This is a genomic window from Enterovibrio norvegicus DSM 15893 (genome assembly GCF_900115495.1).
In the GTDB taxonomy this organism is placed as follows: Bacteria; Pseudomonadota; Gammaproteobacteria; order Enterobacterales; family Vibrionaceae; genus Enterovibrio; species Enterovibrio norvegicus.
Genome location: NZ_FOWR01000007.1, coordinates 14,941 through 38,821, shown reverse-complemented (window position 1 = coordinate 38,821; position 23,881 = coordinate 14,941). Strand labels below are relative to the sequence as shown.

Annotated in this window: 20 protein-coding genes; 13 read left to right on the top strand and 7 right to left on the bottom strand. The window is 48.2% G+C overall.

The features are described 5' to 3' along the window. Window positions 1-16: 16 nt before the first annotated feature. The 4 genes from BM082_RS05880 (at window position 17) to BM082_RS05865 (ending at window position 4,175) form a co-directional block, all read left to right on the top strand. On the top strand, window positions 17-508 hold the full coding sequence (locus tag BM082_RS05880; protein ID WP_244275946.1) for a DUF4402 domain-containing protein: 492 nt from the start codon (window positions 17-19) through the stop codon (window positions 506-508). After that, on the top strand, window positions 505-1,194 hold the full coding sequence (locus BM082_RS05875; RefSeq protein ID WP_074925761.1) for a fimbrial biogenesis chaperone: 690 nt from the start codon (window positions 505-507) through the stop codon (window positions 1,192-1,194). Before BM082_RS05880 ends, BM082_RS05875 begins: the two co-directional genes overlap by 4 nt. Window positions 1,195-1,214: 20 nt before the next feature. Further along, window positions 1,215-3,686, top strand: a complete 2,472-nt coding sequence (locus BM082_RS05870) for a carboxypeptidase-like regulatory domain-containing protein (RefSeq protein ID WP_074925757.1) — start codon at window positions 1,215-1,217, stop codon at window positions 3,684-3,686. A gap of 195 nt (window positions 3,687-3,881) precedes the next feature. Beyond that, window positions 3,882-4,175 carry a winged helix-turn-helix domain-containing protein gene (locus BM082_RS05865; protein WP_017011159.1) on the top strand — a complete coding sequence of 98 codons (294 nt, stop codon included), beginning with the start codon at window positions 3,882-3,884 and terminating at the stop codon, window positions 4,173-4,175. Window positions 4,176-4,289: 114 nt separating this feature from the next. On the opposite strand, the gene fabV is transcribed toward BM082_RS05865, so the two are convergent. From fabV to mobB, 3 genes are all read right to left on the bottom strand, one after another. After that, complete coding sequence (gene fabV / locus BM082_RS05860; protein ID WP_074925753.1) at window positions 4,290-5,501, bottom strand: enoyl-ACP reductase FabV; 1,212 nt, start codon at window positions 5,499-5,501, stop codon at window positions 4,290-4,292. Next, the gene (locus BM082_RS05855) at window positions 5,501-5,959 is read right to left on the bottom strand and encodes a methylglyoxal synthase (RefSeq protein WP_017011157.1); all 459 of its coding nucleotides are present in this window, start codon (window positions 5,957-5,959) and stop codon (window positions 5,501-5,503) included. The genes fabV and BM082_RS05855 overlap by 1 nt, the downstream gene beginning before the upstream one ends. Before the next feature lie 180 nt (window positions 5,960-6,139). Continuing rightward, window positions 6,140-6,730, bottom strand: a complete 591-nt coding sequence (mobB, locus tag BM082_RS05850; protein ID WP_074925749.1) for a molybdopterin-guanine dinucleotide biosynthesis protein B — start codon at window positions 6,728-6,730, stop codon at window positions 6,140-6,142. A gap of 286 nt (window positions 6,731-7,016) precedes the next feature. On the opposite strand from mobB, the gene BM082_RS05845 reads away from it, so the two are divergent. The 6 genes from BM082_RS05845 (at window position 7,017) to BM082_RS05820 (ending at window position 13,877) form a co-directional block, all read left to right on the top strand. Beyond that, a complete protein-coding gene (locus tag BM082_RS05845) occupies window positions 7,017-7,523 on the top strand; it encodes a hypothetical protein (protein WP_017011155.1) in 507 nt (168 codons plus the stop codon). Window positions 7,524-7,642: 119 nt separating this feature from the next. After that, window positions 7,643-8,905 (top strand): endonuclease/exonuclease/phosphatase family protein, encoded by a 1,263-nt coding sequence (locus BM082_RS05840; RefSeq protein WP_074925745.1) that lies wholly within the window; start codon window positions 7,643-7,645, stop codon window positions 8,903-8,905. A gap of 155 nt (window positions 8,906-9,060) precedes the next feature. Beyond that, complete coding sequence (locus BM082_RS05835) at window positions 9,061-10,059, top strand: BMP family lipoprotein (protein ID WP_017011153.1); 999 nt, start codon at window positions 9,061-9,063, stop codon at window positions 10,057-10,059. Window positions 10,060-10,241: 182 nt separating this feature from the next. Further along, on the top strand, window positions 10,242-11,786 hold the full coding sequence (locus BM082_RS05830) for an ABC transporter ATP-binding protein (RefSeq protein WP_074925741.1): 1,545 nt from the start codon (window positions 10,242-10,244) through the stop codon (window positions 11,784-11,786). Continuing rightward, window positions 11,783-12,916 carry an ABC transporter permease gene (locus tag BM082_RS05825; RefSeq protein WP_074925737.1) on the top strand — a complete coding sequence of 378 codons (1,134 nt, stop codon included), beginning with the start codon at window positions 11,783-11,785 and terminating at the stop codon, window positions 12,914-12,916. Before BM082_RS05830 ends, BM082_RS05825 begins: the two co-directional genes overlap by 4 nt. Continuing rightward, window positions 12,903-13,877: an ABC transporter permease gene (locus BM082_RS05820; RefSeq protein ID WP_017012973.1), complete on the top strand. Its 975-nt coding sequence runs from the start codon at window positions 12,903-12,905 to the stop codon at window positions 13,875-13,877. The genes BM082_RS05825 and BM082_RS05820 overlap by 14 nt, the downstream gene beginning before the upstream one ends. A gap of 67 nt (window positions 13,878-13,944) precedes the next feature. On the opposite strand, the gene BM082_RS05815 is transcribed toward BM082_RS05820, so the two are convergent. The 3 genes from BM082_RS05815 to BM082_RS05805 all read right to left on the bottom strand — a co-directional run bounded on the left by BM082_RS05815 (window position 13,945) and on the right by BM082_RS05805 (window position 16,618). Beyond that, the gene (locus BM082_RS05815) at window positions 13,945-14,202 is read right to left on the bottom strand and encodes a hypothetical protein (RefSeq protein ID WP_017012974.1); all 258 of its coding nucleotides are present in this window, start codon (window positions 14,200-14,202) and stop codon (window positions 13,945-13,947) included. A gap of 163 nt (window positions 14,203-14,365) precedes the next feature. Beyond that, a complete protein-coding gene (locus BM082_RS05810) occupies window positions 14,366-14,617 on the bottom strand; it encodes a hypothetical protein (RefSeq protein ID WP_017011148.1) in 252 nt (83 codons plus the stop codon). 135 nt (window positions 14,618-14,752) lie between these two features. Continuing rightward, window positions 14,753-16,618 carry an ABC transporter ATP-binding protein gene (locus BM082_RS05805; RefSeq protein ID WP_371738761.1) on the bottom strand — a complete coding sequence of 622 codons (1,866 nt, stop codon included), beginning with the start codon at window positions 16,616-16,618 and terminating at the stop codon, window positions 14,753-14,755. A 334-nt stretch (window positions 16,619-16,952) separates the two neighbouring features. On the opposite strand from BM082_RS05805, the gene BM082_RS05800 reads away from it, so the two are divergent. After that, the gene (locus tag BM082_RS05800) at window positions 16,953-18,518 is read left to right on the top strand and encodes an eCIS core domain-containing protein (RefSeq protein WP_244275944.1); all 1,566 of its coding nucleotides are present in this window, start codon (window positions 16,953-16,955) and stop codon (window positions 18,516-18,518) included. A 145-nt stretch (window positions 18,519-18,663) separates the two neighbouring features. On the opposite strand, the gene BM082_RS05795 is transcribed toward BM082_RS05800, so the two are convergent. Beyond that, complete coding sequence (locus BM082_RS05795) at window positions 18,664-21,828, bottom strand: chitinase C-terminal domain-containing protein (protein ID WP_074925729.1); 3,165 nt, start codon at window positions 21,826-21,828, stop codon at window positions 18,664-18,666. A gap of 354 nt (window positions 21,829-22,182) precedes the next feature. Here BM082_RS05795 and BM082_RS05790 point away from each other — a divergent pair, with 354 nt between their 5' ends. Together BM082_RS05790 and prpB are read left to right on the top strand one after the other, a co-directional pair. After that, window positions 22,183-22,905 (top strand): GntR family transcriptional regulator, encoded by a 723-nt coding sequence (locus BM082_RS05790; RefSeq protein ID WP_017012980.1) that lies wholly within the window; start codon window positions 22,183-22,185, stop codon window positions 22,903-22,905. Between the two features lie 35 nt (window positions 22,906-22,940). Further along, window positions 22,941-23,819 (top strand): methylisocitrate lyase, encoded by an 879-nt coding sequence (gene prpB, locus BM082_RS05785; RefSeq protein WP_074925726.1) that lies wholly within the window; start codon window positions 22,941-22,943, stop codon window positions 23,817-23,819. Window positions 23,820-23,881 lie beyond the last annotated feature (62 nt).

The window sequence follows — 23,881 nt, the reverse complement described above, 5'->3', positions numbered from 1 at the left end:
ATAGTATTTGATAACAATGGCGATATTACTTGAATATAAAATTTACAGTTTTAGGTTATATCGCCATATAAATGCTCTGTTCCTTAGAAGTGTTATTGTTTTTATTTTATCACTCATTTCCTTTCCCTGTTTTTCACTTTGTATTGTTCCCGAAAGAATGAAGCTTGAGTTCTCAGGCATGTATGTAACAGGGCTCAATCAAAAAGCAAAATCAACGCCGTTTTCTAATCGTGTTGATGTGGCGCGATTCTATGTTGAAGGAAAGCCTGGCGAACATGTTGTTGTTACCGTCCCTCACCGTCAATTCATTTACAAAGAGAGAGGAAGGGAGCGACTGAAAGTTAACCGGTTCATCTATGGGTGTGGATTGTCGAAAAGAGGAATCGTGAGGATCAGATCCAACGGAAGAACACCATTGTTGTGTATTGGTGCGGTCGTGAAAATCCACGCAAAAAATTCTGCGGGTAGGTATTCCAGTGCTATTCGCTTTGAGGTGAATTATAAATGAAGTGTGTCCTGCTGGCCTTGTTCAGTTTCATTGTCTCTTTTCCCGCAACGTGCCAATTGCTGATTGCACCCACGCGGTTTGTGTTAGATGCAGAACGTTCAGTCACTGAAAAGATCGTTGTTGAGAATACCTCAGATCAGCCGCTTCGATTGGACATTAAGGCAGTCTATCGGCCCATTACGTCTCAAGGCGTGCGCCGATTGCGTGATGATATTGAAAGGGAGGAAGATATTTCTGACTTTCTGCAAATTTCCCCGCCCATCATTCGGAAACTTAACCCCAATCAGCGACGCACCATAAGACTGCGCCTAAAAGCGTTACCGTCAGACAAAGCCAATGGAGAGTACCGTGCGTATATCCACTTTTCTCCGACGGCGAATGTGGCGTCGACAGAGGAAGGCAAAACCTCTTCTGCCTTCGCACTGAACTTCAAAGTTAACAGCTATATCCCTGTTTATGTTCAAAAAGGCCAACCCGATCAAGATGTTTCTGTTCTGTGTGATGCACATGGCATCCGTATTCAGAACAAAAGCAATTATCAATTCAACGCAATGTTGAAGTACGGGGATTGGACGCAAAATCTGGTTGTTGTGAGAAACGCTGAACTGAACAAACCCCTCCCGATCACCACGACGGAAGCGCAATTGATTCAACATGAGCAAGTCCTTCAGAGGTGTTCGTTCTAAACACGCAAATTTAAGGCAGAATGAAGTACAGCAGTATCTGTTTATTTTTATTATTTTCTCTCTTGTTGATTATTTCTGGCTATTTACATGCCTCAGATGAATTTGACGATGATCTGTTCGACGCTCACATTGAAGTGCATGTCGGGCAGGCGGGAGACAATTTCTATCGTGTGAGAATGGATGAGGATGAGCAGCCTTATCTTTCTTTTGATGAGGCGATCTTTTCACTTATCGATATGGCTAGCGAATGTTCAGCGGGTGTCTGTGAGGCTTATCTGCCGCAAGACATACGTCGAGAATCGCCACCTTTTGTGATTGATACAAACAACGCCCGATGCTATCGAGGCGATGCTGAGCAACAGAACGTGACACTGAGAGATCACAGCGGTGACGTACTCATCCATTGGAAAAGCATGGCGGCGTGTTTTCCTACTAAGGTCATGTGGTCCATTGATGACTATCGGTTAAACATTGAGCCTTTGTTTACCTCATCTGCCGAGCTTCGTAAGAAAGCGAAATTACTCAAAGAAACGACACGGCAAGAAGCCAAAGCGATAGCACTTCAAACACGAAAACCTGCAATCAATCCCGAAAACGGCGTTGGATTATCGAGCCGTTTTGCTATGACGTCTGCTTACCATTCACGTACCCATCAGGACGTTTTCGTTCTGTCCGACTCGCTCATCAGTACGCAACATTCCTATTCAAGGTTATCTATCGATTCACGTGCTGATGACCCCATCGTGTATTACAACGTTGAAGTTCATGACGATAAACACGAAACGTCTCTTCAATTGGGGCACGTATTGCTTGATGGCGGGATTTTCTCGAGACCTCAAACGCTAGACAACGGTGTTTACTACACAAATCGAAAACAGATAGTTGAGTTCGGCAATCTTCAGTTAGAGCGGACGACAGATCCGAACATCAACATTGATGTATTGGTAAATGGCATTTATCAAAACGCTTATCAATCCGACGATTTTGGACGTTTCGTTGTTGAAGAGAACAACATTGCCCCTGGTGATGTTTTAACGTTCCGTTACTACTTAGACAGCGGTAATTGGATGGATGAGCAAGTTGTTGTAGCAGGGCTAGACGAAGCCTTTCTAATGAAGAATCAATGGGGCGTTGACGTCGTCGCAAATGGTGGTGGTAACCATGAAACGGCGGCTGTTGTTGAATACGGTATTGACAGTTACTTGACCGCCGGAGGTACAGCGTTTACATCTGAAAACGAAGACATTTTCGCGCTGCAAATGCGTTACCTTCCTGCACATTGGCTTGCAGGGTATATAGGCTTTGTGCCGTCTACGCATCGCTTTCCCGTAGAGTTGGAAATACTGTTCGATACGCATCAATCATTGTCTATTGAGTGGAATAAATCCGATGTTTTTGAGTCCAGCGAAGACACTTACGATAGCGTTAAGTATTACTGGTCGCTCGACGGTGTGAGCGTTAATGCCAATTTGACGCGTGAGGAAGACTTTTACCGAGCGGTATCTCGCATCAATACAAAAGTGGCTAAGAGCCTATTTTTGGCTGTGGAGTCCGATTACACAGCGTCTCGATACACGCAGAGCCATACGTCCTTATTCAGTATTGAGTTAACGAAAAGCGGGTTTTCTGATGCATCATGGCGTGTGAAAACACAATGTGACGATCATGGTCAATTTCAGCAAACAGATGCGTCACTTCGGTACAGCTGCAAAGGTTGCCAATTGGGCGGTTTCCTTAAAACAGACACTGTAATTACAAACATCTCCTCCCGCTACCGCGACGATAACGTTGACGTGCACGGATCCATTGAAGCGCGGTTTAATTCCAACCTGTTGATCAAGCTTTATGGTTCGTCAGAAGATGTCGGTATTGAGGTGACGGCTCAATTTGGGGCTAAGACGTATGTTCATGGTCGTTCTATCGAAGAGGCCGACACCTTTCTCCCACCCATGGACATTGAATACACCGATTGGGACAAGTATGACGCAGCAAAGCTCAAAGGGAGGGTAATTGACGCGAATGGCAATGGCGTTGCCGATGTGGGGCTGAAGGTGATGAACCAACGCACAAAAACTGAGGAAGATGGTCAGTTTGAATTTCTTGATGTACCCGTACGAGATCACTTGCCCGTTTTTATTGATGAAGGCTCGTTGGATTTAAATCTCATGCCAGAACAAAACCCCGTCTATGTGAATACGCGGAGAGTTGCGGTGACAAAACCTACCATTTCTTTGGTGTCTTCGTTTGGTATCGATGGATACCTTCATGGTGATTTTCCGCCTGATGGGTATCTTCATTTCTTGCACATTGAAAGCCAGTTGGAGTATTCCAGTGAGATTGAAAGGGACGGATTTTTCATGGCCGAAGGGTTAACCGCGGGACGTTACATGGTGACATTAGACGTTGATGGTAAAGAGAAGGTTATGGAGACCTCATTTGATGGAGATTTCTGGATTGGAGGGCTTATCTATACGGTGTCTGATTTTCAATGATGATCTTCTTTATCCATGTGTCTGTTCTGGTCGCGAGGCCGCGCCTGAGACATTGATGTGAAATAATGCACAGTCTTTAGCTTATTGTTCAATAAACGGTTTATCGCTTGGTGAGAGGGGTTACACTCTTCTGACTGTAAATGAAACGGTGGCGACGCAAAGCGTTTTCGGCCACGAGCGATAAAGGACATCGTCTTGACTAAACCGAGTAAAACCAAAACCAGCTTCTATCGCCGATTATTAGTGGCATACCTCATTGACCAAGGGGTGAACACTGTTCCTTCGTTGATGCAAGAAACGGGGATGCCAAGACGCACGGCGCAAGACACCATTGATGCATTGTCTGAGTTGGATGTGCGCGTAGAGTTTGTTGGTGCAAACAAAAATGGCGGGTATGAAGTCAAAGAGTGGGGCGCGATCAACCGTACCTGGGTGAAAAAGCATGCTGCTGAATTACGTGAAGTCTTAGGCTATCCCAATAGCCAATAGCCAATAGCCAATAGCCAATAGCCAATAGCCAAATTAGGCTAAATCTCTCTCGAATAGACGAACAAAACGCAGATTGTATGGGTGATCAATCTGCGTATATGGGAAGGTATACGATTAAGGTCGTAACGCTTTTAATGCATCTAAACTGATTTCTGTTTGGTAATCCACGTCATCAAAACCAAAGCCATTGAGTTGCAAAAATTCTTGATACAACCCATCAAAATCCCCCAATTCACGAAAGTTATCCGGATTCAACAAAGGCAGAATGTCATTAACGGCATGTTGCACCTCGTCGCTTAACTCCCAATCATCAACGCGGATCAAACCATCTTCATCTCTGTCGTCAGTGTTTGGCCATTTTTGATAGAAAAGACGCACCATTTGCTCGATGCATTGCTCATGCAAACCTTGCGCTTTCATGGCTTTATAAAGCACTAACAAATACGGCGTTAAGCCGGGAATGAACACGCTGGCTTTCGTTACTAACGCTTTGCACACCGCAACATCTGCGTGGCCATTGAGTGGCGCGAGCAGCGTATTAATGGCCGCGCGTGTTTGATGGAGGTCAATCTTGGCTTTGCCTAAGGTGCCGTCATGATAAATGTCATGAGTGTGCTCTGGGCCAATATAAGAGTAAGACACTGTAGAACAGCCTTCCGCGAGCAAAGCGTTTTCAGACAAAAACGACATCCAATGCAGCCAGTCTTCACCGCCCATGACCTTGATGGTTTCATCCATGTCTTGCTCTGTTGCAGGAGGGAGTGTCATCAGCGAGAGTGATTGCTTTTCGAGGTCTATCGAATATCCGGATACCGTTTTGCCAATGGGTTTGATGGCAGACCGCCAGAACTCACCCGTTTTAGGGTTAGGTCTCACGCCCGTTGCCAGTGAATACACCACCATGTCGACCTTTCCGCCAAATTGACGATGAATGGTGTCGGTAACACGTTGGCGAACATCCTCTGAAAATGCATCGCCAATGATGTTGCTAGTGGTCAGGCCCGACGCGTCAGCTTCCTCTTTAACAAATACATTGTTGTACCAACCCGCGCTGCCAACTCCTTTTTCAGAAGGGCCACGTTCGAAAGACACACCAATGGTGGATGCCGCCGCAGGGCCAAACATCAACGCGATGCGAGATGCCAGCCCAAACCCAGACGATGCCCCCAATATAAGTACACGTTTGGGTGTGCTTTCTTTGGCGGCTAGCGCATTTGATTGAACGAGTGCACGTACGGTTTTAATGTGATCTTTTACCGCTGCCTGGCAGCCGTAAGGATGGCAATTACGTGCAACAACGCCCTGGATTTGAGGCTGGATGATCATCAGTGCAGACGCTCAGCGAGGTAGGCATCGTAGTCCGGGATTTCCGTATCCACCTCTTCGCTCATCATCGGCGAGCTAATCATGAAACGTGCTGATGCACGGTTGATGGCAACAGGAATGTTCCATACTGCCGCGATGCGGAGCAGAGCTTTGACATCAGGGTCGTGCGGAACGGCACTGAGTGGGTCCCAGAAGAACACCAACATGTCGATTTTCTTCTCACAAATCAGCGAACCGAGTTGCTGGTCACCGCCCATCGGGCCGCTCATTAAGGATGTTATGACTAACCCTGTTTCTTTAGAAATGATGTTTCCAGTGGTGCCAGTGGCATAAAGGATGTGCTGTGCGAGCATGTCTTTGTTTTCTTTAACCCAACGCAACAGCTCAGATTTACAGTGGTCGTGCGCAACGAGCGCGATGTGTTTTTGTTTTTTGACGCTACGAGTCGTTGACTTCATGTCTGTATTCTTTCTTCTAGTGTGTTATTGAACGGTATTGTGATCACTTTGACTGGTTTGAGCGACAGATGAATCTTCATTTCCTGACATTGATCGTCTATTAACAAGCTACATTATTAACTGTATGGCATGTTTTAACGATGAAGGCGGAAAAACGTGATGTGGGTGAATGATGAAACGCTATTCACCGTGATTCGCGTCTTTTTTACCGTAGCCAAGGTAACGTGCTTGATCGGTCGCCGTGTTGAGCCAGTGTTTAATAAAACCTGCAACCGCTTCGTGACTATTGATATCGATTTGTAGGATATCGTTTGAAACAGGAAGTGGGTATGCACTGTCAGTGGCTATCGCGATGATGTCGTCATCATGTTCACATAACAAGGGTTTTTCATGGCTTGGTCGATGAACTTCAATTTTTGTCAGGCTTGTATCACGAAACCCTTCGACTAAAACGATGTCCAATTTATTGAGATCAAGTTGGGCGAGGCATTCTTTTAGCTCTGGCTCGCGGTCATTGTTGTCATGGTATTCAAAGAACAGCATATGGCGAGAAGAGGTGGCAAGCAGTAGCTGGTCGGATCCAGCATACCGAAGGCGATAGCTGTCTTTCTTTGGCGAGTCTGGTTCGATGTTGTGGTGGCTGTGTTTTAACAGCCCAACGCGCAATCCAGATTGCTTGAGTAGAGGAATGACACCTTCTAGCAAGGTGGTTTTGCCTGAGCCGCTGTATCCGGCGAAGCCAATAACAGGTTTGAGTCCGTTGGTGTGCATGTTCTGTGTTGCCTTAAATGAAAGCGGTTATTCCAAAAAGTGATAAACGCCGAATTTATGGTGGCTCCTAACAAAGTTAAGACGGTCACCTTGGTAAAGAATCGCTACATTTAGCAGTAGTCGTACCGTTGTTGCATATGGTTATGCCTGAAAGAGGACAGGTGCGGACAACTTGAAGAGAACATGACAGGGCAGCTAACGGATGGTTTCCGTTGTCATTTCTTGGTTGGTTCCGCTGTAGCCTCAGGCGTCTCTTGAATACACTAGATTATCACGGAGCGATAATATGTGGGTTACTCTCGATTTTGAAGCGTCGGGATTGTCAGACGCTTCCTATCCGATAGAAGTGGGTTATTGCTTACCCGATGGAAACAGTATCAGTTTGATCATTAACCCGGATTCATCCCCTGAGGGATGGCAGTACTGGGATGAGTTTGCGGAAAAGGAAATCCACGGTATAAGCCGCCAGCAATTGGTCACGCAAGGCGTCTCGGTGTTAGATGTGTGCACGCATTTGAACAATGCATTGTGTTATTACGATGATGTGCTTTGCGACAGCCAATGGGATTTGTTTTGGCTTGGGCGGTTATACAAGGCCGCACATATGCGGCCTACCTTCACGTTAACAGAAGTGGGGCATTGGCTGCGTGATAAAGAAGGCGTTTGCCGGGAAGATTTCTTGTCAGCGTTGGACGCACTTGGGCCCGCGCCACACCGAGCGGAGCCTGATGCGCAATATATTCGTCGCGCGCTTTCTTCGATATTGAAGGAAAAAGTACACGTTTCTTCGTAGGCCATTGTCTGCTGAAGTATGATGCATGATGCTCGCTTGGCAGCAGGTCTTTGGCTGTAAGGTCATCGCCTCCAAGGTGATAGGGCAAATGACCATGAAAAGTGACAAGGAGACATGCCTTGTCCACAGTGAATACGCTACTATCAGCGTATTCACTCTTTTTGGTGGCTTTCATTTACATGTCTTCTTCAGATTCTTCTTTTCACACATTGCCTTCTGACGCTAAACCTAACGGCGCAACCTCTTGCCGCTTTGCAACGTTCAATGTTGCCATGTCTGCAGACAACGCGGGTGACATGTTTGAAGCGCTGAAAAGTGCAGATGACCCTCGCATTTCAGCGCGATTTAACAACCTCGCAGCCATCATTCAACGTGTTCGTCCTGACGTGCTTTTGTTGTGTGAATTTGACCACCTTGGTGAAGGTGGCGATGACGGCATGTTGGCGTACTTTCTTGAGCATTTCCTTGGTAAATCCCAGCAGGGCGAATCACCGCTACATTACCCCTATCGCTACTTACCCCCAACAAACACAGGGCTCGCTATTCAGCAAGGTACAGATGTGTCCATAGTGCCTCAAAAAGCACACGGTTTTGGGCGTCATCATGGGCAATATGGTTTCGTGGTGCTGAGTCGGTATCCGATTGATGCTGATAACATTCGGTGTTGGCAATCGCTGCGATGGGCTGACATGCCGAACCATCGCATGCCGAAAAACTTCTTCGACAAAGAGACGGAATCCGCCCTGCGTTTGTCTTCAAAGAACCATGTCGTTGTGCCTATTAACGTGGGCGAAAAAACGATCCATCTGATTGCCTGTCACCCGACACCACCGGTTTTCGATGGCAAAGAACGCCGAAACCTTCGCAGAAATGCGGATGAGCTTCGCTTGATCAGCGACATCATTGAAAATGCGGCATATTTGGTGGATGACGCGGGACAATCTGGCGGGCTTGGCGCGAACGATACTTTTGTTGTGATGGGGGATCTCAATGCGGACCCCACCAATGGCGACGGCGATAAGAAAGTGATTCAAGGTCTGCTTACCCACCCAAGAATTAAGCCTTCATCCATGCAGACCGCGTTACCTGAAAACAATCATTTACCGCGACACATTCCAACCAGTGACGGAGCGATTGAGTCGCTTTCCGGTTCACGAACCAAACACAAATCAAGAGCAACACACGCAAGAGGATTACGACTCGATTATGTGTTGCCATCGAACGATCTTAATGTGGTTGACGGTGGGGTGTTCTGGCCACGCTCATCATCCGAGGCATATGATTTCATTGCTGACGAAAGTGGGCGAGTCGTTTCCTCTGTATCTTCCGATCATCGGTTAGTTTGGCTGGATCTTGCTATAAATCGTGGTGAAACACGCTGATTTATAGCGATTTGCATACGGCAAATGCTTTGGGTGTGTGAATACGTTCAAGATTTCATCTATTGAGACGCGATATACAGTGCTCGAAATGTAACTTAAATGTTAATGTTAACAATTCGGTGAAATATTGGACCTCTTTTGACGGAGTAGCAAGGATGAAAGCAATCACCTCATTAGCCGCAGCAGTTGCGCTTGGCATCGTGTCAGCATCTGCACATGCAGCAGCATTTAAGCCCTCAGTCGTTTTTGACATGGGTGGCAAGTTCGATAAATCATTCAACCAAGCCGCGTATACTGGCGCAGAGGCCTTCAAAAAAGAAACGGGCGTCAGCTATGGCGAGTTTGAAATCACGAACGAAGCACAGCGCGAACAAGCAATGCTGCGTATGGCACAACGCGGTTTTAGCCCGATTGTTGCCGTGGGTTTCCAACAAGCGCCGATCGTAGAGAAAGTCGCGAAGCAATTCCCGAAAACGCAATTCGTCATCATTGATGCCGTGGTTGACCTGCCAAACGTACGTTCAGTGGTGTTTAAAGAGCATGAAGGGTCGTTCCTTGTCGGTGCGCTTGCTGTCATGAAAAGTGAATCTGACAAAGTCGGTTTCGTTGGCGGCATGGATATTCCTCTGATCCGCAAATTTGCATGTGGTTATGAGCAAGGTGCCAAATTCCAAAGTGCAGACGCTGATGTTGTACAGAACATGACAGGCTCAACACCTGCTGCATGGAACAACCCAACCAAAGGTGCAGAGCTGGCAAAATCTCAGTTCGATAAAGGCGTTGATGTGGTGTATGCCGCAGCGGGTGGTACAGGCGTCGGTGTTTACCAAGCTGCTGTTGATGAAAGCAAATATGCCATTGGTGTGGATTCAAACCAAAACTACCTGCATCCAGGCGTGATGCTGACGTCTATGGTTAAGCGCGTTGATGTTGCGGTTCAAGATGCGTTCAACGATGCGAAAGCTGGCGAGTTCACTCCGGGTCTTCAAGCGCTAGGTTTGAAAGAAGGCGGTGTTGATTGGGCGCTGGATGATTACAACAAATCACTCGTGACACCAGAAATGGAAGCGCGCGTGAAACAAATCCGAGATGACATCATCGCTGGTAAGATCGTGGTTCACGATTACTTCAGCACGGATTCTTGTGAGTATTAATCGCTAAAAGTTCGCCCCCTGAACATGCTTAATTGCTTGTCAGGGGGCGATTTGCTTTGTGCCGTTAACTCGGTGGGGCAATGCGCGAAATGCGTCGGATAAACCCGTGTTCGTGCTCACTATGGAAACGTATCGTTCTATTGCTTCGCCTTGATGTCCCATTTTAATGCCAAGGAGTAGGCATGACTCATCCCGCAATTCAACTGCGTGGAATCAACAAACGGTTTGGCGCGGTTCACGCAAATAAAGACATCGATTTATCGGTCATGCCCGGCACCATTCACGGCATTGTCGGGGAAAACGGTGCAGGGAAATCGACATTAATGTCGATCCTCTATGGTTTCTATCAAGCCGACACTGGCACCATCGAAGTCGATGGCGAAACCGTCAATATCCGCAATTCACAAGATGCAATTTCTCATGGTATAGGTATGGTGCATCAGCATTTCATGTTGGTGGAAACCTTCTCTGTATTAGAAAACGTGATGCTGGGTGCTGAAGGGCACAGCATGCTTAACGTGGCGACAAAAACCGCACGCTCTGCGTTGGAAAAAATCGAGGAAGATTATGGCCTAACGGTCGATCTCGATGCCATTGTGGGCGAGTTGGCGGTTGGCCTTCAACAACGGGTCGAAATTCTCAAAGCCTTCTATCGCGGTGCACGCATTCTTATTCTTGATGAACCTACAGGGGTTCTGACACCGCAAGAAACAGAACAATTCTTCGATATTCTTAACACCCTCAAAGCGCAGGGTGTCACCATCATTCTTATCACGCACAAATTAAAAGAAATCATGGCGATCACGGATTCTGTGTCCGTGATGCGTCAAGGCACCATGGTCGCGCACCGTGAAACGGCGAACACCAACGTGGATGAACTCGCTGAACTAATGGTGGGGCGCAAAGTGCTCTTAAGTGTGGATAAAAGCGAGGCCAAACCGGGCGATACGCGCTTATCTGTGCAAGATGTGTCATGGAAAGACAGCCGTGGTGTTGAGCGACTGAAATCCCTTCATTTTGAATTGCGAGCTGGCGAGATCTTGGGTGTTGCCGGTGTGTCTGGCAATGGTCAATCCGAACTCTTGTCGGTGCTTTCTGGTGTCATGACCCCGCAGCAAGGCGAGTTTTCTGTTTCGACCAGCAAAGGGAAAACGCTATTTACCTCAACGGTTAAACGTGATGCTGCAAACATGCGTGCACTGGGTGTGGGCCATATTCCGGAAGACCGAATTCGGCAGGGTATGGTGAAATCCATGCCTGCGTCTGAAAGTGCGATATTAGGGTTCCAGCACGATATTGCATACGGCAAAGGGTTATTTAACCCTGTTGCGATTGAAGATGCGACAAGGCACATGATGACGCAATACGATGTTCGCCCTGTGGATCCGCATTTGAAATCTGCCAACTTTTCCGGCGGCAACCAACAAAAACTCATCATCGCCCGTGAAATGCTGCGTGAACCTGACGTGCTTTTGGTGGGGCAACCGACACGCGGTGTGGACATTGGCGCCATTGAATTTATTCACCGTAACTTGATTGAAGCGAGAGACAAAGGCGCGGCAATTTTGCTGGTTTCTACCGAGTTGGAAGAAATCATGTCGCTGTCTGATCGCATCATTGTGCTGGTGGATGGTGAGATCACTGGCGACGTAATTGCGAAAAACATTGATGAACGAGACCTTGGTAAATTGATGGCGAATGCGGCACAGCAGGAGGGCGAGGAATGAGCCAACCACAAGAAGGTGCCCCAACGTGGGTGAAAATATTTTTAGTCCCACTGATTCAGCTTACTGTTGCACTCGTGATTTCCAGCTTAGTGGTGTTGCTGGTTAGGGAAAGCCCGACGGCAGCCTTTAGCGTGATGATCCAAGGGGCGACCAACCTTGAATACGGTGGCCTGAACAATACCTTATATTATGCCACCAATTTTGTGTTTACTGGCCTTGCTGTGGCCGTCGCTTTTCATGCCGGTTTGTTCAATATCGGTGGTGAAGGGCAGGCTTACATTGCAGGTTTAGGCATCGGCATTCTGATGCTGGTGTTGGATGATACGTTCTCTGTGTGGTTGATGGCACCCCTCGCGATCATTGTTTCTGCGGCATTTGGTGCGCTTTGGGGGGCGATACCGGGTTACTTGCAGGCTAAACGTGGCTCGCACATCGTGGTGACGACCATTATGTTTAACTTCATTGCATTCTCTGTCATGGGGTATGCATTGGTCGAGCACATTGCCAAATACGGCGGTAACTCAACAGATTCCCGTTATTTCAACCCAGAAGCGGTGTTTCCTAAGCTCTATGAACTGGCAAGCAGTTGGGGCTATGAACTGCCATTTTCTCTGCTGAACCCCTCCATTATTCTCGCGTTAATCGTCGCTTATCTTGTTTGGGTGATGCTGTTTAGAACCCGCCTTGGTTATGCCATTCGCGTGGTGGGTCAAAATGCTGATGCAGCGGAATATGCCGGTATCGACGCCAAGAAGATCATCATCATTGCGATGACGATTTCTGGTGCCTTAGCGGGCTTAATGGCCGTTAACGAAGTCTTTGGGGCGCAAAATCGCTTGATACTGAACTTCACAGGTGGCTTTGGCTTCATTGGTATTGCGGTGGCATTAATGGGGCGAAATCACCCTTTCGGCATCATCGTTGCTGCATTGCTTTTTGGTGCGCTTTACCAAGGGGGGACGGAACTGCAATTCGAGATGCCAAGTTTGAACCCAGAGCTGATCATGGTGATTCAAGGCCTTGTGATTTTCTTCACGGGCGCGTTGGACAGAATGATCCGTAAACCGGTAGAAGGCTTCTTCTCTCGCCGTCGTTCGAACGATAAGGAGGCAGCAAATGGAACTGTTTAACTGGCTACTTTCCTCTGCTGATTCCACGTTACGTCTCGCCGTACCGCTAATCTTTGCGGCAATGGCAGGGATCTTCTCTGAACGTGCTGGGGTCGTAGATATCGGTCTTGAAGGCAAGATGCTGTTTTCAGCGTTTGTCGCGGCGGCAGTGTCTTATGTCACAGGGAATCCTTGGCTTGGATTGTTCGCTGCCATCTTGGGGTCGATGTTACTGTCGTTGATTCATGGCTATGCGTCGATCACTCAAAAGGGCGACCAAATTATCTCCGGGCTGGCAGTTAATTTCTTTGCCTCTGGAATGACAATTACCCTTGGTCACGCGTGGTTTGAGCGCGGCGGTCAAACGCCATCGTTGCACAGTGACCAACGTTTTCTGCCCTCCGAATTGCCAGGTGCGGAATGGTTGGGTGAAACCGTGCCTTATTTAGGCCCTTTGTACCGTGATGTCATTTCAGGGCATAACGTTCTTGTCTATTTGGCGTTTGTTGCTGCAGTTGTAACCTGGTGGGTGCTGTTCCGTACGCGCTTTGGATTACGTTTACGTGCGGTGGGTGAAGAGCCAAATGCGATTGATACGGCAGGTATCTCTGTTGTTTGGCTGCGTTACCGTGCGGTACTGATTGCGGGTTTACTTTGTGGGCTTGCTGGGGCGTATTTATCAACCGCGCAAAACGCCGCGTTTGGTAAAGAGATGACCGCAGGGCAAGGTTACATTGCGTTGGCTGCGGTTATCTTTGGTAAGTGGCAGCCGCGTAACGCGTTGTTAGCATGTTTGCTATTTGGCTTCCTCTCTGCACTAGAAACACGGATGCAGGGCGTCGATATACCGCTGATTGGTGTGCTTCCAACACAAGTGTTCTCTGCATTGCCTTACGTGTTAACCGTGGTATTGCTGGCAGGCTTTATCGGTAAAGCCGTTGCTCCGAAAGCCATCGGGCGACCTTATGAGAAAGAACGTTAAATATCCTGAGTGGATAGCAGACATAAAAAAACGAGGGCAGATGCCCTCGTTTCTTTTTGGTGGTTTGTTAATGGTCGAGCTTTCTCGAAAACTTCTGACCAATGACAAAGCCACAGCCAAAAATGGCAGCAAAGACCAATACTGACAAAACATACGCCAGCATTTCTGGTACACCAAGGCCCCAAGCAAAGGTGAATGCGACACCCATAAAAGCATCATTCAACCATTCTGAGTAAGGTGCATTGTTGGTTTGACCCATCAAGGCGATAAACGCAAGTAGAAGAATTAACCCTACTTTAATGCCAACCAGTGTTGAAGTGCGCATACACAGCTCCGAATTTCATTTGGCAGCAGTATACGCCAGCGCAACATTGTTAGAGAAACAGCTTTTCAATTAATTGCGCGCGCTTTCGCTCGCTGAGTGCCTACTCGTTATGAAAGCCAAGGCGCGGCAATCTCATTGTCCTAAAGGTTGCGATCGTATTAGGTTACAAGCACTGCGCGAGCGCGCCTTTTTTAGTAGCGGCCATGACACACCCACGTGCGCTGTCGTCAGCTGCCTTACATTGGCTCATGAGTTCACCCGCACTTGGTGCCATGGCACCCAGCACTTTCTGTGCATGTTTCACTACCTCACCGCATTTACTCTCGGGCACGGGATCGTGACCGGAACATGCGATAAGGCCGAAAGAAAGGAGAGACGTACAAAGGATTTTCGTTGCGGTCTTAGCGAGTTGCATATCGTTTTCCTCGTTGGGTCGATTTCTACTAGCTAAGCGTAGGAGAGGAATTCCTTTGTTGCGACATCTGTGCTTTTTGAGAAACAAAAAAGAGGTGCTTAACGCACCTCTTTTGAAGGGAGGACACATTTTTGGCTAGTCGCCAATAAACCCACCCGTTTGATGCTGCCAGAGCTGGGCATAAATACCGCCACTGGCAATCAATTCTTGGTGTGTGCCTTCTTCAGCGATCTCGCCGTTATCAAGCACGATCAAACGGTCCATTGCTGCAATCGTCGATAAACGGTGCGCAATGGCAATCACGGTTTTGCCTTCCATGAGCTGATACAAGCTTTCTTGAATCGCGGCTTCCACTTCTGAATCTAACGCGGAGGTGGCTTCATCCAAGAGGAGAATTGGCGCATCTTTCAACAATACGCGAGAAATCGCTACACGTTGACGCTGACCGCCTGACAATTTCACGCCGCGCTCACCGACTTGAGAATCATAGCCGGTGTTGCCGTGTGGGTCAGACAAGGTTTCAATGAAGTCATGGGCCTGCGCACGTCGGCTGGCCTCATGCATTGCATCTTCGCCCGCATCGGGATTGCCATACAGAATGTTATCGCGGATTGAGCGGTGCAATAACGATGTATCTTGCGTCACCATGCCGATGTTGGCGCGCAGCGAGTCCTGAGTGACTTCTGAAATATTTTGGCCATCAATGCGAATCATGCCGCCTTCAACATCGTGAAAACGCATCAGCAGATTCACAAGGGTGGACTTACCTGCACCTGAACGGCCCACTAACCCCACTTTCTCGCCTGGCTTGATGTTGAGGTTGAGTTTCTCAATCACACCTTTGCCTTCGCCATAATGGAAGCGCACATTGTCAAACGAGATTTCGCCTTTGGGTACATTCAAGGCAGCTGCGTTGTCTTTGTCGCTTACTTCCACGGGGTTCGATAGTGTGGTCATGCCATCAACAACTGTGCCGATGTTTTCGAACAACGAGCCGATTTCCCACATGATCCATTTTGACATGCCGTTAATGCGGAGCGCCAAACTGACTGCAATAGCTATTGCGCCAACGCTGATGGCAGAATCTAGCCATAACCAGATTGAGATAGCAGCAATAGAGAACACCAAGGTGTAGTTGATGATTTCTACCGCGATGTTAAAGCCCGTTGCGAGTCGCATTTGGCGGTGCACGGTATCAAGGAAGGTATTCATGCCTTCTTCTGCGTATTCTGTTTCACGGTCAGTGTGCGAGAACAGCTTCACGGTAGCGATGTTGGTGTAGCTGTCGACAATACGTCCCGTCATGAGTGAGCGTGCGTCAGCTTGTTCTGTCGATACCGCTTTCAGGCGAGGAACGAAGTACATTTGGATGCAAATATAAGCAAGCAGCCAAATCAGGAGCGGGATCATTAACCGAATGTCAGCTTGTCCAACCATGATTAACATGGCCGTGAAGTAGACGCTGATGTACACCGCGACATCCAACAACTTCATGACGGTTTCGCGTATAGACAACGCGGTTTGCATTACCTTGGTGGCAATGCGTCCTGCAAAATCGTTTTGGTAGAAGCTAATGCTTTGCTTGAGCAAATAGCGGTGCGCTAACCAACGAATTGACATGGGATAGTTGCCAAGCAGCGATTGGTGCAACACAAGAGAATGCACGGTGACAAGCAATGGCATACCGACAAGAACCAATAAACCCATGCCGATCAGCGTTGAGCCTTCTTGCTCTAGAAAGGTGTCTGGGTTTTGGCTGGTTAGCCAATCAACCATTTGCCCCATAAAACCGAACAGAGACACTTCCGCCACTGCAATCAATGCAGTAAGGATCGACATCGCGATGAGTGGACGTTCAAACCCTTTTGTGTAGTGACGACAAAACGCCAGCAAACTGTTGGGTGGTTGTTCCGTTTGAGATTGAGGGAACGCGGCGGTGACCCGTTCAAAAAGTTTATAAATCATGGAACCTTCATGAAAAGAAGAAAGAAGAAACAACATGTTGTTGCTAGTAGATCTGTGCCTATGATACGACGCAACGGAACAAAAGAGCAGCGCGTTTGTATGAAAAATCTTACTGCATAGGATCAATATCCCTAAAGTGTTTTCGGGTGTCAGGATATTTAATGACAGTGTATTAAGTACTGCTAATTGCTAGAAATCAGAAGCCTTCTTTTCTGCGGATCAACTAGGGTAACGACACAATGTGAGGCAGATGAACTGAATCACAGTAACCGTGAGGAAGTGACCTATGTATGCGAGTTGTCACAAATGCGGGGGAGAGCCAGCGTTGACGAACGGCTTTTCTCTTGCCTCTCGAGGTGCCCGAAGCGCGATGTTAGAAAGACAGCGTCACGCCCTTGGTCCTCTGCACGCTGCTGTTCCTCAGCACACTAATGTTCCTCTGAATAAACAGCATGAAAGCGACTTACCAACCGCTGCGTGTTCTCAGTCGGTGTTGGGCCGGCGGGAAATTGAAACGTCGCCGATTCGTATTCAAATGATCAGTAAAGAGACGTTCAATTCGGAGAGTGCAGAACGGGAAGCAGACTCCGTGGCGGAGCAAGTCATACGTTCGCCAGCGGCACCCCCTTGCCTTGTTTGTCAGAAGAAGCTCATTGACGCTTCGCCTTCTCGACATACAGTTCGCTTGTCGAGGCCGCAAATCCCGAGAAACCTTCAAAGCATTATCCCCAGTGGCGGGACGCCCTTAGATGCGCCCCTTAAACAAGACATGGAACAACGCTTTGGTTATGACTTCTCGCATGTTCGTCTTCATACCGACTCTCGAGCCGCGAGCAAGGCGTCTGGTTTAAATGCAAGAGCGTACACCGTGGGAAGCAACATTGTGTTTAATCGCGGGGAATTCCAGCCAGATCATGCTTCGGGACGCAAGACACTGGCGCATGAACTCACGCATGTGGTGCAACAATCACAAGCGGGGCGCTCTACAACGCAGTTTTTAAGTGAAGCGGACTGCTCACAAAACTGCTCAATAAAAGACGGCAATACCACGGAAACAGGCAAATTTTCTATCACGGCGTTTGCTGATAAAGAAGGGCCATTTCTGCTGTTACCCGCCACACAAAAGGTGGGTCATGCGTGGGTAAGGTTACAAGATGACAAAGGCAACTTGTGGACCTATGGTTTTTGGCCAAAAGAGGGATACTACGCGAATGACATGAAAGCCGATGTGGACGGCTGTGTGCATCATCCAGACATCACAAGTCACAATAAAAACAACCCCGCGAGACAAACGTTTGAGCTAACAGCTGAGCAGTTTAATGCTGCATTCAAGTTCGCTGTAACCACGTGTAAAAATCGTCCTAAATACAACCTGTTTGGGCTGCAATGTACAGAGTTTGTGAAACAGATGCTTGATGCCTCAGGTCAAGGCAGTGCGGGTGGGTTTGGGCTGATATGGGAAAGCCCAAATGCGTTGGCGTCATGGATAAAGACCAATGCGTTGGTGCTCGGTATGAATACAACAGGCACAACCTCTGCCGACGATCAAGCTGGCCAAGGGTCGGTGGGTTTCGATTTACGCTACCGTCATCAGTTCTATTCGTTGTTAGGCAATAAATTACGGTTGTATGGCATGGGACGTGCCGAAATCAGTAAACCTGTTAAAGCAGGCGCTGCGGGGTTTGGCTTAGAACTCAACACGCAAAAAGTATGGCTTCCCGAGCTGTACTTAGAAACGGGTGCGACCATTGGGGATTTGAATCCGACAGCAGGGAAAAACGCGTTGGGTGCTGGGATAATGGGCAGTGCGGGATTGCGTTATAGCATCGATGAGTTGGCGTTTGTTGGTATTGAATACAATGTTGTAAAAGACATTGTGAATAAAGATCCTGAACTGCACCGTTTGATGTTTAGCATCGGTTTGCGCCTGTTCTAACGAAAAAAGCCAACTCATGAAGAGTTGGCTTTGATTTACTTTTTCTAGCTTCTAGCTTCTAGCTTCTAGCTTCTAGCTTCTAGCTTCTAGCTTCTAGCTTCTAGCTTCTAGCTTCTAGCTTCTAGCTTCTAGCTTCTAGCTTCTGTTAGCCACACACGACAGACCAGCTGCCATCGCTTCCTGGAACAGACGATGTCCACCAGTTCGCTTTGTACACTTTGCCTTCATGAACGATTTGGTCACCTGTACCCGCGTGGGTAGGGGTGCCTTGCCAATCGGCTTGTGGCCAGTTTGGATATACATTCAAGCCAGTGGTGTCACAGGTACCTGGGTTTGGATTGTCAGGGTTACCTGGATCTGTCGGTGTTGACAGGTCAGCCAGTGGCAAATCGCTGTACTCAAACGCGAACGCATAATCTACGCCGTTAATGTTAACTGTGTAGTTCGCTGGGCCTGAGATTGGGAGGTAGTAAACCATATCCAATTCATAGCTTTCGCCTGCTGGTAGTGATTTCCAAGCCGGTAGCGAGAAAGCTGCACGGTGCATAACACCTTCCAAGCCGCCGATGTTGTCAGCTCTCGTGTGACCAGAAGCAATCACTTTCAAGCCACCACCACTTTGGTCCTTCGCGTTATCTGGTGCTGAGGTTGGAATATCGAATTGGAATTCCGTGCCACCAGGTAAGTCAGTACCTGTGTTGTTAGTGAAGATGACTTTCGGGTTGATTGGGTAGTTTTGGTCACCCACTTTGAAGCCACCAACGCTAACGGCAATGTCTACTGCTTGTTCAGGCATTGCTGTTTCAGATAGCTTGTTACCATATGGCGCTGCCGCGGCGAACTTCTCGTAGATCGCGTTGGTCATGCTGTTACCCATGTGGAACTCACCGTTACCGGTTTGACAAGCCACTTCGGTTTTATCAATGGTGGTTGAACGGTTGCCGTTTGCATCAAACACATAACAGTTGTAGTCGCCCGCAAGCTCCCAGAACATGATGCCGCCGATGCCTTTATCGACAATATAGTCAGATTTAACAGAAACAGAGTCGACATCTTCTGTAGACAGGAAGACTTTCTTCTCTGCGTTCCACAACCAAGGAGCGACTGCCACTGCGTCGTAGTTGCGGGCATAAGAACCTGTCAGTGCGTCAGATGGGTCGTTCGCTGGATCTAGCTGATAAGCCGTTGCATACGAACCGAAGACACCGTTTTCAAGGTTCTTCGCGTGCCACATTGGGTTAGAACCTGCACCCATCTCTTCGCCGAGTGAGTTCTTGTCGTGCCACATGTTATCGATACCGATAGCACCGTTACCACAGTTGTTCTTCTCACCTTCGCCTGTACCAGCAGCACATTCAGCTTGGTTAGGCAGTGCAGCTTTACCCCACAGACCGTTTTCACCGCCTGTTACGCCTTGCCAACCGCGGGTGTAGTAAGGAACACCAATGTTGATACGGCCTGCTGGCATAGAGCCACGGAAGTAATGGTAAGCCCAGTCAGTGTTGAGGTAGCCCATGCCGCCATATTGGCTAGTGCCATAAACGTTCCATGCTGCTAGCTCGGAGTCTTTACCTGTATCGAACAACGCAGCGTTATGACCAACGTGGTCATTCCACGCACCATGTAAGTCGTAAGACATGATGTTGACGTAATCAAGGTACTTAGTGACATCGAACGTTTCCATACCACGGAGTAAGTAGCCCGAAGATGGTGACGCGATGGTCAGCATGTAGTGAATACCGTCTTGTTCAGACGCAATGTCGATCTTCTCTCGAAGTACGCGCATCAGTTCTTGGTAAGACGCCCATAGGTATGGACGAAGCGGTTCCATTACTGCTTTGTCATCTGGGTTACCCGCGCCTGCCATCGAGGTTGGGTATTCGTAGTCGATGTCGATACCGTCAAACTTGTAGGTACGAATCATTTCAACGGCAGAGGCCGCGAATTTCTCGATACCCGCATGGTTGATTGAACCGTCAGAGTTTGTGGTCATCGAGTAGAAGCCACCATCGGCGATACGGTCGCCGTTTTCAGCAAAGTGACCACCTGTTTCCGCCCAGCCACCGATAGAAATCAGTGTCTTAACGTCATGTTTTTGCTTGTACGTCGCAAGTGCACCGAAGTGACCTTTGAAGCCTAATGCAGGATCAACCTCAACGCCTGGCCATTCTTTGCCCGTTGCTGCGTTGTTTGGATCGTTAACGTTACCCACGTTCACTTTACCGTCAGAGCCAATGCTCACGAAGGCGTAGTTAATGTGTGTGAGTTGTTCCCAAGGAATGTCATCAACAAGGTACTGGGCTTGCGGGTCATCACCTGAACGCCAGCTTGTGAAGTAACCGATGATACGGCGAGGGTGGTCTGCACCCATGTCTTCACGGCCTTCCGCATCGTAAATCGTACAGTAAGGCACGTTTACGCCAGGTGTTTGGTAAAGACCTTCTGGGCGACAGTTAGAGACGGTTGGTGTACCAGTGACTGTGACAGAAACTGTGCTTGAATCGGTTGATGCGCCTTTGTCATCTGTTGCTTTTGCATACAGTGCGATAGTGCCCGCTTTGTTAGCAACCCAATCCAAAGTAAACGGTGCAGCGTTTGCAGAACCAATCAACTGACCAGCGGCGTAAAAATCAACGCTTGCTACAGAACCGTCAGAGTCAGCAGCATCGGCGCTTAGCGTAACAGTTGCACCTTGGTCTACAGCACTAGAAGAGACGGCCAATGAAACGGTTGGCGCCACGTTTCCAGGGTCAATAACGCCCTTTTCAACAACCAGAGATACTGGGGCCGTTTGAGCGACAGCACCTTCATTGTCTACCACTTTGGCAACGATAGCGACCGTACCCTCTTGGGTTGGGGTGTATGTAGCGCTGTAAGGAGAAGACGTATCTTTGCCAACGGACATGCCATCAACAAAGAACTCAACACTCGCGACTGATCCATCAGCATCGGCAGCAGAGGCGGTCAGTGTGACGACGTCATCGACTTTCACGACGTCAGCGTCGGTCGGCGAGTCTAAAGAAACGGTTGGGACAAGGTTATCGACTGGCGTGTCGGTTTCACAGACATCGATATTTTTCCATTCTTTGTAATCGCCTGAGTGCGTTTCAGGGCTATTGCCCATGCTCCACCAGCCCGATTTATACACCTTGTCATTTTGCTGCACAGTTGAACCGCCAGCATAAGCTTTATCAGCTTTCCATACTTCAATATTCGTACAGTCGGTTGCAGCCTGCGCGTTGAAAGCAAACATACACGCGACGGCAACTGCCGATAGCGTGAGCTCTTTGCTCTTGCGTGATACATCCATTGTTCTATCCCTCGAAAAATTAAACTACTTATTGATTAGTATTTAAAAAGCGCCACTTAAATCGCGCTTCTAATAAAGTAGAGAAGTTTCAAGAATGAGACATGTAAAAAATGACCGGATTTAGATCTCTACTCGGTATCTGGAGGGAAAAGCTTCACTGTCTTGGTAGCGATTCACAGTTTCACTTGCTGTTTGAAAGAAGAATTCATCAATTATGTGCGTTCAAATAACGCGCGAATGTTAATGCGATGTAGACTAATGTCTAACGATGTTGTCGACAATATTGTTTGTAAATCCGTAAATATCGATCAATAATTGCTCTATGTCGCCATATTGTCGACAAAATGCATTTCAATGCGACGCAGTGTTAACAAAACGTGTCGACATGAAGAGGGTTGCAGATTGAAAGATGTCACCAAGTCAGAAGGGATAACGGAGTGGCTCATCGAAGCCATCGTGCTCGGCAAATTCGCGTCTGGAATGAAAATTTCGGAACCTGAATTATCTCGCGAGTTGGGCGTTAGCCGTGGTCCCTTACGTGAAGCCATGATGCGACTGGAAAGCATGGGGTTGGTTGAACGTGTGCCGCATGTTGGTGCACGGGTTGTCACCATCAGTGCTGCTCAACTTGCGGAAATCTATGCGGTACGAGAAGCGTTAGAAGGTATGGCAATTCGCCAAGCGTGCGCCAACATCACGCAAACTGAGATTGAATCACTTCGACAGTTGCTTAAACGACACGAACAGCATATCGACCATGTTGATGGGGCAACGTATTTTCATCAGCAAGGTGACTTTGATTTCCATTACCTCATTATCCAAGCGAGTCGTAACAGCAAACTGATTGGTTTGTTATGTGATGAGCTTTATCACCTTGTGCGCATGTATCGCACGCAATCTACGCGCACTGCGTCTCGTCCTGAGAACGCGTTAAACGAGCACCTTCAGATCTTAGATGCGTTAGAAGAGCGTGATGCGGAGCTGGCAGAAATGCTGATGCGACGCCACATCCGTCGCAGTGGGCAGCTTGCTGCCAAACATCTTGAAGCTGAACAAATTCATCGTCGACAACAATAATCGACACTCATTCATGCCACGAAAGGGAAAGCATCATGAGCTCAGGGAAAAAGTTTCGTGATGCGGTTGTATCTAATCAACCGCTTCAAGTTATGGGAACCATCAATGCTTACTGTGCGATGTTGGCAGAGCAGGTTGGGCATCAAGCCATTTACCTTTCTGGCGGCGGCGTCGCCAATGCCTCATTTGGTTTGCCCGATCTGGGTGTGACCACGCTAAACGATGTGCTTGAAGATGCCAGACGCATTACTGATGCCTCTTCACTGCCGCTGCTGGTGGACATCGATACGGGGTTTGGGGGCGCATTTAGTATTGCGCGTACCATTCGAGAAATGGAACGCGCAGGCGTGGCGGCGGTTCATATTGAAGATCAGGTGGCACAAAAACGCTGCGGTCATCGCCCTAACAAAGCCATTGTGAGCCAGCAAGAAATGGTCGATCGCGTGAAGGCGGCTGTTGATGCGAGACACGATGAAAACTTTGTCGTGATGGCGCGCACCGATGCACTTGCTGTTGATGGCATGGAAGCTGCGCTTGAAAGGGCACAGGCGTTTGTTGAAGCAGGCGCAGACATGATCTTCCCCGAAGCGGTTAACACGCTTGAACAGTACCAGTGCTTTACGGAAGCGTTAAACGTGCCTGTGCTTGCCAATATCACCGAATTTGGCCAAACCCCGCTGTTTTCAAAACAAGAGCTTGCCGACGTGGGCGTGGAATTGGTGCTTTACCCGCTCTCGGCTTTTCGCGCCATGAACCAAGCTGCGCTCAATGTGTATCAACATGTTTTGGCTGATGGTCATCAACGTAATGTTGTCGATGTCATGCAAACACGCGAAGCGCTCTATGACTATTTGGGATATCACGACTACGAGCAGAAACTCGATACGTTGTTCTCAAGCAAACAAACACGCTAGATCGATGCAATAAGCGCGAGGCGCTCATTTAGACATTAGTAACGAGCATAAATGGAAAGGCA

What these genes read in the sequence shown, in the direction of transcription:
- fabV (WP_074925753.1), bottom strand. Translation starts at nt 5,501, where the DNA reads ATGATCATCCAGCCTCAAATCCAGGGCGTTGTTGCACGTAATTGCCAT.
- BM082_RS05795 (WP_074925729.1), bottom strand. Translation starts at nt 21,828, where the DNA reads ATGGATGTATCACGCAAGAGCAAAGAGCTCACGCTATCGGCAGTTGCC.
- mobB (WP_074925749.1), bottom strand. Translation starts at nt 6,730, where the DNA reads ATGCACACCAACGGACTCAAACCTGTTATTGGCTTCGCCGGATACAGC.
- prpB (WP_074925726.1), top strand. Translation starts at nt 22,941, where the DNA reads ATGAGCTCAGGGAAAAAGTTTCGTGATGCGGTTGTATCTAATCAACCG.
- BM082_RS05805 (WP_371738761.1), bottom strand. Translation starts at nt 16,618, where the DNA reads ATGTTGTTTCTTCTTTCTTCTTTTCATGAAGGTTCCATGATTTATAAA.
- BM082_RS05800 (WP_244275944.1), top strand. Translation starts at nt 16,953, where the DNA reads ATGTTAGAAAGACAGCGTCACGCCCTTGGTCCTCTGCACGCTGCTGTT.
- BM082_RS05820 (WP_017012973.1), top strand. Translation starts at nt 12,903, where the DNA reads ATGGAACTGTTTAACTGGCTACTTTCCTCTGCTGATTCCACGTTACGT.
- BM082_RS05810 (WP_017011148.1), bottom strand. Translation starts at nt 14,617, where the DNA reads ATGCAACTCGCTAAGACCGCAACGAAAATCCTTTGTACGTCTCTCCTT.
- BM082_RS05875 (WP_074925761.1), top strand. Translation starts at nt 505, where the DNA reads ATGAAGTGTGTCCTGCTGGCCTTGTTCAGTTTCATTGTCTCTTTTCCC.
- BM082_RS05815 (WP_017012974.1), bottom strand. Translation starts at nt 14,202, where the DNA reads ATGCGCACTTCAACACTGGTTGGCATTAAAGTAGGGTTAATTCTTCTA.
- BM082_RS05790 (WP_017012980.1), top strand. Translation starts at nt 22,183, where the DNA reads ATGCGACGCAGTGTTAACAAAACGTGTCGACATGAAGAGGGTTGCAGA.
- BM082_RS05855 (WP_017011157.1), bottom strand. Translation starts at nt 5,959, where the DNA reads ATGAAGTCAACGACTCGTAGCGTCAAAAAACAAAAACACATCGCGCTC.
- BM082_RS05830 (WP_074925741.1), top strand. Translation starts at nt 10,242, where the DNA reads ATGACTCATCCCGCAATTCAACTGCGTGGAATCAACAAACGGTTTGGC.
- BM082_RS05845 (WP_017011155.1), top strand. Translation starts at nt 7,017, where the DNA reads ATGTGGGTTACTCTCGATTTTGAAGCGTCGGGATTGTCAGACGCTTCC.
- BM082_RS05835 (WP_017011153.1), top strand. Translation starts at nt 9,061, where the DNA reads ATGAAAGCAATCACCTCATTAGCCGCAGCAGTTGCGCTTGGCATCGTG.
- BM082_RS05880 (WP_244275946.1), top strand. Translation starts at nt 17, where the DNA reads ATGGCGATATTACTTGAATATAAAATTTACAGTTTTAGGTTATATCGC.
- BM082_RS05825 (WP_074925737.1), top strand. Translation starts at nt 11,783, where the DNA reads ATGAGCCAACCACAAGAAGGTGCCCCAACGTGGGTGAAAATATTTTTA.
- BM082_RS05870 (WP_074925757.1), top strand. Translation starts at nt 1,215, where the DNA reads ATGAAGTACAGCAGTATCTGTTTATTTTTATTATTTTCTCTCTTGTTG.